At 71.5% G+C, this 12,980-nt stretch carries 10 protein-coding genes; 8 read left to right on the forward strand and 2 right to left on the reverse strand.

Features of this window, described 5'->3' with window-relative positions; all coding sequences use genetic code 11:
* Positions 1-119: 119 nt before the first annotated feature.
* The gene (locus tag NS184_RS14685; protein WP_152998243.1) at positions 120-1,406 is read left to right on the forward strand and encodes a glycosyltransferase; all 1,287 of its coding nucleotides are present in this window, start codon (positions 120-122) and stop codon (positions 1,404-1,406) included.
* Between the two features lie 99 nt (positions 1,407-1,505).
* Here the strand turns inward: NS184_RS14685 and NS184_RS14690 are convergent, their stop codons facing one another.
* Both NS184_RS14690 and NS184_RS14695 read right to left on the reverse strand, forming a co-directional pair.
* Entirely contained in the window at positions 1,506-3,941 is a 2,436-nt protein-coding gene (locus tag NS184_RS14690; protein ID WP_058726845.1) for a hypothetical protein, read from the reverse strand.
* A complete protein-coding gene (locus tag NS184_RS14695) occupies positions 3,941-4,564 on the reverse strand; it encodes a hypothetical protein (protein WP_058726846.1) in 624 nt (207 codons plus the stop codon). Before NS184_RS14695 ends, NS184_RS14690 begins: the two co-directional genes overlap by 1 nt.
* 238 nt (positions 4,565-4,802) lie before the next feature.
* Here NS184_RS14695 and NS184_RS14700 point away from each other — a divergent pair, with 238 nt between their 5' ends.
* The 7 genes from NS184_RS14700 to NS184_RS14730 form a co-directional block, all read left to right on the forward strand.
* Positions 4,803-5,705 (forward strand): ABC transporter permease, encoded by a 903-nt coding sequence (locus tag NS184_RS14700; RefSeq protein ID WP_058726847.1) that lies wholly within the window; start codon positions 4,803-4,805, stop codon positions 5,703-5,705.
* Between the two features lie 3 nt (positions 5,706-5,708).
* Positions 5,709-6,935 (forward strand): ABC transporter ATP-binding protein, encoded by a 1,227-nt coding sequence (locus NS184_RS14705; protein WP_058726848.1) that lies wholly within the window; start codon positions 5,709-5,711, stop codon positions 6,933-6,935.
* A gap of 2 nt (positions 6,936-6,937) precedes the next feature.
* Positions 6,938-7,987, forward strand: coding sequence for a glycosyltransferase family 2 protein (locus tag NS184_RS14710; protein ID WP_058726849.1), 1,050 nt, complete (start codon positions 6,938-6,940; stop codon positions 7,985-7,987).
* Positions 7,988-8,046: 59 nt separating this feature from the next.
* Positions 8,047-9,222 carry a glycosyltransferase family 4 protein gene (locus tag NS184_RS14715; protein WP_058726850.1) on the forward strand — a complete coding sequence of 392 codons (1,176 nt, stop codon included), beginning with the start codon at positions 8,047-8,049 and terminating at the stop codon, positions 9,220-9,222.
* Positions 9,219-10,112, forward strand: coding sequence for a glycosyltransferase family 2 protein (locus tag NS184_RS14720; RefSeq protein ID WP_058726851.1), 894 nt, complete (start codon positions 9,219-9,221; stop codon positions 10,110-10,112). Before NS184_RS14715 ends, NS184_RS14720 begins: the two co-directional genes overlap by 4 nt.
* A gap of 45 nt (positions 10,113-10,157) precedes the next feature.
* Positions 10,158-11,237: a hypothetical protein gene (locus NS184_RS14725; protein ID WP_058726852.1), complete on the forward strand. Its 1,080-nt coding sequence runs from the start codon at positions 10,158-10,160 to the stop codon at positions 11,235-11,237.
* Positions 11,234-12,980: hypothetical protein (locus NS184_RS14730; RefSeq protein ID WP_152998244.1), on the forward strand; the 1,747-nt coding region annotated here is incomplete at its 3' end. The genes NS184_RS14725 and NS184_RS14730, both read left to right, overlap by 4 nt.

Here is a 12,980-nt window from a genome sequence, read left to right on the forward strand (position 1 = left end):
CGCGTGCACGCGTGGTGGTCTCGGTGGCCGCACGCCGAAGCGCCGGCGGCCGATGACACCCTACAAGGAGGACCGTGCCGTTCGCCGTCGGGACGCTGGAGGTCGGGCAGAATGACCTGATGCCGACCCAGCGCTTCCCGTCCGACCTCGCCCGCTCGCCGCTCGAGGCCGAGTACACAGCGATCGCGGCCGGCGCGTGTTCCGAAGGGCCTCGCGGCACCGTGCGGTTCGCCGTGTCGACCGACGACGTGGCTGCCGGGAAGGGCGACCTCTTCGTCGCGCTCGGACTCGCCCGCGCTCTGCACGCGGACGGGTGGGGCGTGGCGCTCTGGCCGATCGAGCGGTGGGCGGAGGAGGTCCCCGCGGACACCGCCGTCCTCGTCAGCATGATCGAGTCCTTCGTGCCCGGGCTGGTGCCGGCCGGCACCGCGCTCGTGGCCTGGGTCAGGAACTGGACCGCGCAGTGGGCGTCGCTGCCGTACCTCGACGAGTTCGACTCCGTGTGGACGTCCTCGACGATCGCACGCGATGCCGTCGCCGAGCACTGCTCCGGCCCGGTCGAGGTCGTCCCGATCGCCGTGGACACCGACCTCTTCTCGACGGTCGAGGGCGTGCCACGCAGCGACCGCGCGGTGACCACGGTGAACTTCTGGGGTGTCCGACGTCGTGTGCAGGACGTGCTCGAGGCGGTCCGCCCGCGCGAACCGATCGTGTGGTTCGCCGCGAACGCCGAGCACGTCGAACCGTCGCCGGGCGTCGAGCTGCGGCCGATGGTGTCGTACTTCGCGCTCCCGGACGTCTACCGTGCCGCGGCGTTCGTGGTCGACGACGTCATCGCCCCGGCCGCCGAGTTCGGCACGCTCAACTCGCGGCTGTACGAGTCCCTCGCCTGCGGCGCCCTGCCCGTGACCGACTGTGCGCTGGGACTGGACGAGCTCGGGCTGTCCGACGTCCCGGTCTACGACGACGCCGCGTCGCTCGAACGTGCCGTCGCGGTCCCCGAGGCAGAGCGGGCCGCGCTCGTGGACCGGCTGCGCGGCATCGTGACCGAGCGGCACACGTACGCCGCACGGGCGTCGCAGGTCGGGCCGGTCCTCGACGCCGCGGTCGCGTCCGCCCGTCGTCGTTCAGGCGCTCGGTCGCCGATGCTGCGGTGGGCGACGCTCCTCCGCGAGGAGCTCCGCACCACCGCCGCCGAGCGTGACGTGCACCGTTCCGGTGTCGAGGCCATCAACGAGCGGCTCATCGCCTCCGAGTCCGCGGCAGCCGGGTTCGACGCGGCCCGGCGCTCCGCCGAGGCCGAGCGGGACGACATCGCGCGGCGCTACGACGGGCTGACGCACTCGTTCGAGTACCGCACCCTGCACAGGGCGACGCAGGTCGCGCGGCGCGCCCTGCGTCGCTGACGCGCCGGCCGACGGACGGACGCGACGGAAGACGGACGGGAGGCACGGCGCCGACCGGCACCGTGCCTCCCGTCCGTCAGTGGCGACGACCCGACCGCGTCACCGCACGGTGACGCTCTTGCAGACGCCCGTGTTCGCCCCGGCGCCCGTGTTGATCGCGTAGGCACACACCTTCACGCTGGCGCCGCTCGTCAGACCCTGCACCGCGGTGCTGAACGCGTGGTTCGTCCCGTAGCCGGCGTAGGTCGTGCCGAGCGCCTTCGTCTGGTCGGCGGCGATGCTCTTCTTCGGGACACCGTCGACGTACACATGGACGCGCAGCGCGTCCGCCGTGTCCGGGTCGATCGCCCACCCGCGCACCTTCACCTGGCCGGCGGCGGGCGACGAGACCTCGTCGAGCAAGAGGGTCGGGTTCCCGGAGGCCGCCTGGACGGTCGCGCAGGACTTCGTGTCCGCCCCGCCGCCGACGTTCTTCGCCACCGAGCACACCGTGTGCTTGCCCGGTCCGATCCCGGTCAGGGTCGCGGCGTAGCCGTGGCCGTTCCCGTAGCCCGGGTACTTCCTGCCGAAGGCCGTGTCCTGCACGTCCGCCTTGCCGGTGGCGACCTGCTTGCCGTCGACGGTCCAGGTCATCGCGACCGCGGCCGTGGTGTCCGGGTCGTAGGCGGTCCCCGAGACGGCGATCTTGCCGAGACCGGCTGACGCCGCGGCGTCGACCGTCACCTTCGGCGGCCCGGTCGGGGTCGAGAAGGAACGGCACGTGCTCGCGTTGACGGCCTTCGGCCCCTGGTTGATCGCGATGATGCAGAGGGTGTGCTTGCCCGCCGAGATGCCGCTCCGCTCGAGGCGGTACGCGTGGTCGTCGCCGTAGCCGGGCTTCGCGGTGCCGAGTCCGGGCTTCGTCTGGTCGGCCCACGGCGATGCGAGGCCCTTGCCGTCGAGGTAGAACGCCATGCGCACCGCTCCGGTGGTGTCCGGGTCGATCGCCCATCCACGGACGAGGAGCTTGCCGGGTGCCTTCGACGCCAGCTCGTCGACGGCGAGCCAGGGGTACCCGGTCGCCTGCTTGACGGACTTCGACGCGACCTGCACCCACTTGCCGTTCGACAGGTCCTTCGCGTGGACGGTGACCGTGTTGGTCCCGGCCGGGAAGCCCTTCACGGTGCCGCTGTAGCCGTGGTTGTCCCCGTAGCCCGGCTTCGCCTTGTCCAACCCGCTCTTCTTCTGGTTCGCTGAGAGCGTGCCGAGCGTCTTGCCGCCGACCCGGACCTGCACCTGCGTGGCGGCGGCCGTGTCGCGGTCGATCGCCCAGCCGCGGATCGTCAGCGAGCCGGCGACGGAGGAAGCGGCGTCGATGGCCCCGGTGGGGGTGCCGCCGGGGACGGCGACGTCCTTGCACCCGAGGAGCACGTTCGACCCGGGTCCGGTGTTGATGCCGTAGACGCACACGTTGTGCTTGCCGGAGCGGATGCCCGTCAGCGTCGTCGAGTACCCGTGCGCGGTGTTGCCCGCTCCGAGGCGTCCCCCGAGGTCGGCGCGCTGACCGTTCGCGCCGAGCGAGGCCTTGCCGACGCCGTCGACGTAGACGTGCGCTCGGATCGCGGCGGTGGTGTCCGGGTCGGCGGTCCAGCCGCTGACCACGATCTGCCCGAAGCCGCCCGTCACGGTGTCGAGGCTCCCGATCGGTGACGAACCACCCGTGGGCGAGCCGAACCAGTCGGTGTACATGCGCCAGAAGTTGCGGTTGCCGTAGGCGGAGCAGCTGTCCCCGGTGCCGTAGAGGTTGTTCATCGCGGCGGTGTTCGGCGTGTACGGCGTGTAGATGTACAGCCCGGCCGTCGCCTGGTTCTTGATGTAGACCGTCTTGCGGCCGCACGCCGCGTTCGGGTTGAGGAGGATCGAGTTGTTCCGGCCGGCCTGGTAGGCCCAGTACGTCGGTGAGGCCTGGTAGCGCTTGAACTGCAGCGCTGCCGCGTAGACCTGCTGCGCGAACCCGCGGTAGGCCGGGTCGCACGGCGCGGTGTCCGGGCAGGCGAAGCCCGTGGCGTGCTGGTACATCCAGTTCGTCGGGGCGTTCGTCGCGACGATGCCCTGCTCCTTCTGCAGCAGGACGAGGAGCGCCTTCTGGCTGATCCCGCACGCCGCACCGACCTGCGCGATGATCGTCGCGCCGCTCTTCGTCCCGCCGGCGATCGCGGCGCAGCGTCCGGCGACGGCCTTGATCGCGGGGACGTTCTGCGTGAAGTCCTTGAGGCACTTCGGCGCCCCGGACTGCTGCCGGCAGTTCGGCGCGACGCTGTTGAGGAAGGACTGCACACCGGACGCGGACATCGCGGAACCGTCGTAGAAGTTCGCGTCCGAGATGATGTTGCCCGGGTCGAACGCACTCGCGGTCGCCGCGGACGCCGGCTCGGTCGTCGTCTGCTCGGCGAGCACGGTGCCGAACGTGAGCCCGGTCACCGCCACCGCGAGCGCGGCGACCATCGCGAGCGAGGTCCGGAGTGGACGCCGACGGGGTCGGGTGGTCTGCATCATCACGGCACCTCCGCCGTCATCGGGTCGGACGTGGTCGACTTCGACCCGACCGCGTACTGGAGTGTGATCGACCACGTGCCCGAGGACACCTTCGTGGCCGGGAAGGACACCTGCGCGCAGTTGACCGCGCTCGGGCTGGCCTGCGCGGAGCTGGTGGCGGTGCGGGTCGTGCCGCCCTTCGTCGCGGTGAAGGTGCACGTGCCCGAGGCGTTCGTCGTGCCGGAGACGAGGCCGCCGGCCTGCAGCGTGCGGCTGCCGGCGTCCCAACCGGCGAACGTGACGACCGCGGTCGCCGGGAACGAGGCCGGGTCGGTGTCCGGCTGCGCGGACTCCCCCGAGCCCGGGAAGGCGCCGGGGGTGTCGTCGTCGGAGGCGCCGCCGTCGCCGCTGTCGTCCGACGAACCGGCGCCGCCGCCGACCGGTGTCGATCCGTCCGACGGCGCCGCCGAGGCGCTGCCGCCGGACGCTGGTGCGGTCGCGGTCGCGGTCGACGACGCGGTCGCCGATGCCGTCGGGGACGAGGAGGGAGCCGGATCGCCGTCGCCGGCGGAACACCCGGCCACGAGGAGACTGAGCGCGCCGACCACCGCGAACGCAGCGATCGGCCGTGGAGCGAAGAGCATGCTGACGGGCCGTCCTGTGGATGTTGACAAGGGTCCGGGTTGCACACACGGTAACCCGAAAGTGAAGGTTGAGGGTTATATCCGGCCGATATCACCCCCGCACGGGGTGCACGACGCCTGTCGGACAGGTCGGAGGACGCAGCCCGGGACCACCCGGTCGGCTCCCGTCCACTCAGGTCGGCACGGGAGGCCCGCCGAGTATGCTGTCCCGGTCCTGCCCCCACGAACGAAGAGACGCATGGTCGATCACAACCGCATGGCTGCGCTCGCGGACGAGCCCCTCGTCGTCGTCGGTGCCCCGACGAGCGCGATACGAGGGACCTGGCGCGAGCTGCGTGACGTCTTCCGGCAGCGCGAGATGCTCGGCATGCTCGTGCGTCGCGACCTCAAGGCCCGGTACAAGGACTCAGCGCTCGGCTTCGTGTGGACGCTCGTCCGCCCGCTGACGCAGCTCCTCATCTACTACTTCGTCATGGGGCAGATCCTCGGCGCGGCCAAGGGCATCGACAACTTCGCCATCTACGTCTTCACCGGCCTCAGCGCGTACACGCTGTTCAGCGAGATCGTGGCCGGTTCGACCGGGTCGATCGTCGGCAACTCCGGCCTCATCAAGAAGGTGTACGTCCCGCGCGAGGTGTTCCCACTCGCGAGCGTGGGCGCCGCCCTGGTGAACTACGTCATCCAGTTCGCCATCCTCATCGCGGCGACCCTCGTCATCGGGGTGTTCCCGTGGCACGAGGGACTCGTCTACCTCATCCCGTCGCTGCTCGTGATCCTCGTCTACGGCGCGGCCATCGGGCTCGTCCTCGCAGCGCTCAACGTCTACCTGCGTGACGTGCAGTTCGTCATCGACGTCGGGCTCATGGTGCTGCTCTGGGCATCGCCGATCGTCTACTCGTACGCGATGGTCGTGGACCGGCTCAAGGTCGACTGGATCCTCGCCGTCTACACGAACAACCCGCTCACCCTGTCCGTCCTCGGGATGCAGAACGCCATCTGGCTGCACGACCCGAAGGACGTCGTCTACCCGGAGCACCTGATGCTCCGTCTCGGCATCGCGTTCGTCATCGGGGTCGTCTGCCTCCTCGGCGCGCAGCGGGTGTTCTCCCGTCTGCAGGGCAACTTCGCGCAGGAGCTCTAGACCATGGCCATCAGCACCCCGGTGACCCCGTCGACCACGACCCGGTCCGCCGCACGCCCCGACGTCATCGTCATCGACCACGTCCGCAAGCGGTTCACCGTCCGCAAGGACAACACGATCCGCGAGCGCATCGTCACCCTCGGCCGCGCCGGTCGGAAGCACCGGCAGGACTTCTGGGCGCTCGACGACGTCAGCGTCACGATCCAGGCCGGCTCCACCGTCGGCCTCATCGGGCAGAACGGCTCCGGCAAGTCGACCCTCCTCAAGGCGATCGGCGGCATCATCCAGCCGACCTCCGGCACGGTTTCCCGCCGCGGTCGTCTCGCCGCGCTGCTCGAGCTCGGCGCCGGGTTCCACCCGGACCTGTCCGGCCGCGAGAACGTCTACCTCAACGCGTCCCTGCTCGGTCTGAGCCGGAAGGAGACGGAGGAGCGCTTCGACGACATCCTCGCGTTCTCGGGGATCGGCGACTTCATCGACACCCAGGTGAAGTTCTACAGCTCCGGCATGTACGTGCGTCTCGCGTTCGCGGTCGCCGTCCACACCGACCCGGACGTCCTGCTCGTCGACGAGGTGCTCGCGGTCGGCGACGAGGCGTTCCAGCGCAAGTGCCTCGACCGCATCCGCTCGTTCCAGGAGCAAGGCAAGACGATCATCATCGTCACGCACTCGCTCAGCCAGGTGCAGGAGATGTGCGACCGCGTCGTCCTGCTCAACAAGGGCAAGGTCCTGCACGACGGGGACGCGGTGCAGGCGGTGAGCAAGTTCCGCGACGTGCTCGAGGAGCGCCGGTCCGGCGAGCTGAGCGCCGACGTCGCGGTCGGCCGCGGCACCGTGCTCGGCGCCACCGTGCGCGCCGAGGGCAAGGAGCACCGCGCCCCGATCACCCCCGGCGACGACCTCGTGGTCGACATGGAGTTCGAGCACCTCGACGGCGTGGCCGACTGGGAGGCCGCGGTGCAGATCAACAACACCGCCGGTCAGGTCGTGTACGGCACGACGACGGGCATCATGGGCGTCCACCTCGAGCCGCTGCACGGTCGACGGAAGCTCCGGCTCCGGATCGCCGACACGAACTTCGGCACCGGGAAGTACTTCATCAACGTCTCGATGATGGACTCCGCCGGACGGCACCTGCACGACCTTCCCGAGTGCGACTCGTTCGAGGTGCCCTCGTTCGGCGACGCCGTCGGCACCGTCTACGCGAAGCCCTCGCTCGAAGCGCTCTGACCGTGCCCGGACCCACCGTGCCGGGCGACGGCACGCGGACCGCGGTCGTCATCGTCAACTGGGAACGCGCCGACCTGACCGAGCGCGCCGCCCGTGCCGTGCTCGACGACCCGACCGCCGAGGCGCAGGTCGTGGTCGTCGACAACGGCTCGTCCGACGACTCGGTCGCCGTGCTCCGTGCAGCCCTGCCGGACGCGACGATCGTGGTCCGTCCGACGAACGGCGGCTTCGCGGCCGGCGCGAACGCCGGCATCCGCGCGACCGATGCCGACGTCGTCGTCCTCCTCAACAACGACGCCGAGCCCGCGCCGGGGTTCGTCGCGGCGCTCCGCGACCACCTGGCGCGCGCCGCGCCGGACACCGCAGCCGCGACGGGCCGCATCGTCCTCGCCGGACGCTGGTCGTGCCTCCCGGCCGGGTCCCGACCGCACCGCGACCAGCGGACGCTCCGCGACCACGGCGGCCGTCTCTGGACGCCCTCGCCGGACGGCGAGGTCCGTCTCAACTCGACCGGCGTCCTCGTGGACCGCGACGGCAACGGCCGGGACCGCGACTGGTTCTCGCCGGCCGACCACGCGGCAGAGGTCGACGTCTTCGGGTTCTCCGGCGGCGCGAGCGCGCTCCGACGGAGCGCCCTCGACGACGTCGGGCTGCTCGACGAGTCGCTCTTCATGTACTACGAGGACACCGAGCTCGCCTGGCGGCTCCGCCGCCGCGGCTGGCGCGTCGAGCACGTCGCGGACGCCGTCGTCGAGCACGACCACTCCGCGTCGTCGGGCGTGCAGAGCGACCTCTTCGTCTTCCGCAACGCGCGGAACCGACTCGTCGTCGCGCTCTGGCACGCTCCGTGGTCGACGGTCGTCCGGGCGACGGTCCGCACCACGGTGCGGGGGCTGCGCGGACTCGCGTCCGCTCGGGACCGCCGGGAGGCGCGGCTCGTCCTGGCAGCGCTGGTCGACGTCGCAGCGCACCTCCCCCGGCACCTGGCGCGTCGACTGCGCGAGGACCGTCGTGCGAGCGTGCCGCGCCGTTCGGTGGACCCCGGCGCATGAGCGACGAGCGCTATCCTGGTCGCTCCCCCGTCGACGGCCCCGGCCGGAAGGATCCTCGCGTGCCGCACACCACCGTCCTGATCGACGGGACGGCCGTACCGGCAGCGCTCGGCGGCGTCGGTCGGTACGTCGAGGGCCTCGTGTCACACCTCACCGCACCCGACCTCGACGTGCACGTGGTCGTCCGACCGGAGCACGTGGACCACTTCGCCGCGCTCGCGCCCTCCGCCTCGGTGCACGCTGCCCCGCGCTGGACCCGGTCGGTGCCGCTGCGCTTCGTCTGGGAGCAGACCGGGCTGCCGCTGCTCGGCCGCCGGTTGCACGCCGACGTCCTGCACTCGCCGCACTACACGTTCCCGTTCGCCTGGCGCGGCGGCTCGGTCGTGACCCTGCACGACGCCACCTTCTTCTCGAACCCGGAGTGGCACTCGCGGCTGAAGCGCACGTTCTTCACCTGGTGGAGCCGTCGGTCGCTCCGCAGCCGACCGGTGGTCGTCGTGCCGAGCGCGGCGACCGCGACCGAGGCCGCCCGCGTCGTGACCGGCACCCGCGCCGACGTGCGGGTGGCACCGCTCGGCGTCGACCGCGCCGTCTTCCACGAGCCCTCGCCGGCAGAGGTCGAGGACGCCCGGATCGCCGCGACCCTCCCGGAGGGGGCGCCGTGGATCGCCTTCCTCGGGACGATCGAACCGCGTAAGAACGTGACGGCGCTGCTCGACGCGTACGCCGCCGTCCGGGACGCCCGCACCGCGACCGGGTCGGACACGCCGTGGCTCGTGCTGTCCGGCGCTCGGGGCTGGGACGGGTCCGCGACCGCACGCCTCGACGCCCTGCAGGACGACGACCACGTGGTCGAGGCGGGCTACCTGCCGCTCGAGGACCTCGCCGGGTTCCTCGGCGGCGCGGAGCTCGTCGTCTACCCGTCCCTCGGCGAGGGCTTCGGGCTGCCGGTGGTCGAGGCCATGGCGTCCGGTGCCTGCGTGGTCACCACGCCGCGTCTGTCGCTGCCCGAGGTCGGCGGCGACGCCGCCGTGTACACCGAGCCCGACGCCGAGGCGATCGCGACGACGATCGCGGCGCTCCTCGACGACCCGTCCCGCATCGAGACGCACCGGGCGGCCGCGCTCCGTCGCGCCGACGACTTCACGTGGGACGCCACCGCGGCGGTCCACGTCCGGGCGTACGCCGACGTGCACGCCCGCGCCGTGGGTCCGCGCGCAGGAGGTACCCGGTGACCGCGTCGCCGCGCGTGGCGGTCCTCACCGTCACCTACAACACGGGCGAGACCATCCGGCCCTTCCTCGCGAGCGTCGCCGATGCCTCGACGACCCCGGTCGCGGTGGTGATCGCCGACAACGGATCCGCCGACCTCGACGCACTCCGGGCGATCGGCGAGTCCTACGGCGCCACGGTGGTGTCCTCGGGCGGGAACCGCGGGTACGGCGGCGGCATCGACGCGGCGCTGACGGCACTCGACGACGTCCTGCCCGACGTGCGTCCGGAGTTCCTGCTCGTCACGAACCCCGACGTCGTGCTCGGCCCCGGGTCGATCGACGAGCTCGTCCGTGCCGCTGACCGCTTGCCGGGTGCCGGGACGTTCGGTCCGCGCATCCTCGACGAGCAGGGCGACACCTACCCGTCGGCCCGACAGCTCCCGTCGCTCCGGACCGGGCTCGGGCACGCCGCGTTCTCGCGGGTGTGGCCGGCGAACCCGTGGAGTCAGCGGTACTGGTCGACGACCCAGGTCGTGGAACGCGAGGCGGGGTGGCTGTCCGGCGCGTGCTTCCTCGTCCGCGCGTCGCTGTTCCGCGAGCTCGGCGGCTTCGACGAGTCGTACTTCATGTACTTCGAGGACGTGGACCTCGGGCAGCGGGTCGGCCGCGCGGGCCACGCCAACGTGTACGTGCCCTCGGCCGTCGTCACGCACACCGGGGCGCACTCGACGTCGTCGAACCGACGCCGCATGGAGATCGAGCACCACCGCAGCGCCTACCGCTACCTGTCGCGGAAGTACCGCGCGTGGTGGCTCTGGCCGCTGCGCGTCCTGCTCCGCGCCGGGCTGTCCGTGCGGGCGCGCTGGGTGACGCGCGACGCGCATACCACATCGAGTGATCGTCAAGACTGAGGATCCACACCGGTAGGATGAACGGGCCGTGAACGGAAGGACACCATGGCCCCCCACCCAGAGCATGCTCGGAGCACGTCGACGTACCGCTTCTACGGCATCCTCGACATCGTCCTGCACACGGAACACGCCGGCTGGCGACGCTACTTCGACAACGAGTACGCACGCATCTCGAGCGACACCGGCGCCGACGCGGCAGCACTGCGCGTCGACGTCCACATCACCAAGCGGCCGCCGGCTCGCCAGCCCGGCGACATCGTCCGGTCCGAGCGCTTCAAGGGGCTCTTCCGGTACTCGTACGTCATCCGCGGCATCGACACCGACCACGTCACGATCTGGTTCCGCGAGCACCCGATCGACCGCGTCTACATGAACGCGATCGGGGTGTACCTGCAGGCGCAGGTGCTCGAGCCGATCGTCTACGCGAAGCTGCTGCAGGAGGACGTCCTGCTCCTGCACGCGGGGGGCGTGGCATCGACGGACAAGGGCTTCCTGCTCCCGGCGTACGGCGGCACCGGCAAGACCACGCTGTCGATGTCGCTCATGGCGGCGGGCTACAAGCTCCTCGGCGACGACCTGCTCTTCGTCGAGCTCCGGAGCGGCCGGGTCCACCCGTACCCGCGGCCGCTCCACGTCTTCACCTACAACATCCGGAACCTCGTCGACGCCCGCATCCCGACCAAGTACCAGGTCGCCGTCTACACGAAGAACGTGCTCCGGTGGGTGCTCGAGCGCGTGCTGCGTCGTGAGTTCCTCATCTCCACGCGCGTCCACGCGGACGAGCTCTACCCGGGCGACGTCTTCGCGACCGCCGTGCCGTACACGGCCATCGGGTTCCTCCGGAAGACCGGACCGGCGGTCGAGGAGGTGCGGATCACCGAGGACAACGTGCACGAGCTCGCCGACGCCATCGCCGCGTCCGAGGACCTCAACGACAGCATGCTCGCGATCCTCGGTCCGGACAGCCGTCGCGTCGCCGCGTTCCGGTCGCTCGAGCACGACGTCATCGTCCGCCTGCTCCGGCAGTTCGACCGGCTGCTCTACGTGAACACGCGGGCGATGGACCTCGCCCACCCCGAGCCGCTCATCGCCGAGCTCGAGCGCGGGTCGCTCGCGACCGCGTGACGGACGCCGCGGCGACCACGACGTCGACGGTGCCGCACACCGGGGCCGCGGAGACGGCGCCGCGCACCGGCGCGCCGGTCCGGACGCCGCCGGGCCCGGCGCCGACGGCGGGCAGCGGAACGGAGCCGCGGCGCCGCCGGGTCCGGCCGAGCGGCGCGCACATCGCGAACGGTGCGCTGATCCTCGTCGCGGTCGTCCTGTGCGCGTCGATCGGCTACCGCTCCCGCGCGGTGACGACGAACATCGACGGTGTCTCGTACATGTCGATCGCGCGGCAGTACGCCGCCGGGGACTGGTCGGACGCCGTCAACGCCTACTGGTCGCCCCTGGTGTCCTGGCTCATGGCGCCCGTGATCGGACTCGGCCTCGGTGCGACGACCGCGTTCATGGTCGTCAACGTCGCGACGTGCGCGGCGGTGCTCGTCGTCCAGACGGCACTGCTCGTCCGAGTGACCGGACGCGGCGCGGTGGCGCTCTGGGTGAACGCCGCGACCGTGCCCGTGCTCCTCGGCAACGTCGGCCGGGACACGCCCGACCTCCTCGTGGTGCTGTGGTTCGTCCTCTTCGTCTGGGCGGTGTGGCACGCGGACCGGGCCTGGGGCGGCAGTGCACGCGCGATGGTCCTCGCCGGCGTGTTCCTCGGCGTCGTGTGCGCGTTCGGCTACGTCGCGAAGCTGTACACGGTGCCGGTCTTCGTCGTCGTGACGCTCGTCTGGGTCGCCGTGCGGTCCCTCGGCCGGATGCCGGGCAACCGGTCGCCCCGGGCGTTCCTGGTCGTCGGGACGGCGGTGCTCGTGACCGTCCTGCTGTGCGCCCCCTGGGTCGTCGCACAGTCGCTCAAGTACGGCACGGTCACGATCGGTTCGTCGTTCGACGTCAACATCTCGAAGAAGTTCGACCCGTCCGCGGGCACCTCCGACACCGGGGACGAGTACCTCCTGCCGACACCGCCGAACGACTCCGCGGTGTCGGCGACGGAGGACCGGACGGCGTCGCTGTACGCCGCGAACACCCTCTCGGCCCCGCGGACCGGCGCGGACACCGGATCGACGGACGGCCCGAGCGCCCGGTCCGAGCGCGGCACCGGACTGCTCGACCGGCTCGACTACTACGTCTCGGCCCGCGTCGCCGCGTTCCCCTACTACGTGCAGCGCATCGTCGCCTTCGGGGCCGCGGTGATCCCGATCGGGATCGTGTTCGGTGTCGCGGTGCTCCTCGGCCTCGTGACCTGGCGCCGCCACCCGTTCGCGGTGCTCACCGGCATCGCGACCGGCGTGTACGGGCTCGGCTACGCGGCGATCACGACCGTCGAGATGGGCGGCGGGAACGCGCGCTACTACCTCCCGCTGCTCACCGGCACGCTCCTCATCGCCGGGGCGCTGCTGCCGTCGGTGTTCCGAGCGATCGGCACCGCGCGTCGGATCCGTTCGGCGATCGCGGTCGTGGCGGTCCTCGGCGTGGTCGGGGCGTCCTGGTCGCAGAACGTCTTCATGCGTGCAGCGCCGTTCTCGCCGATCACGACCGCGGGCTCCGCGGCTGCTCCGCTCGACGTGTTCGGGCCGACCCTCCGCGCGGCGGACCAGGAGCTCGTGGACGCCCTGGTCGCGCAGCAGGCGTTCCCGGAGGGCAGCAGGCTCCTCGGACGCAACTACCGGGAGACGGTGTCGATCGCCTTCGCCACGGGCGCGCAGGCCTTCGGGCGTTCCGGGCAGGACTACGACTGGCAGGACCCGTCGTTCGTCG

This window comes from Curtobacterium luteum (assembly GCF_001475545.1).
GTDB classification, from domain to species: domain Bacteria; phylum Actinomycetota; class Actinomycetes; order Actinomycetales; family Microbacteriaceae; genus Curtobacterium; species Curtobacterium luteum_A.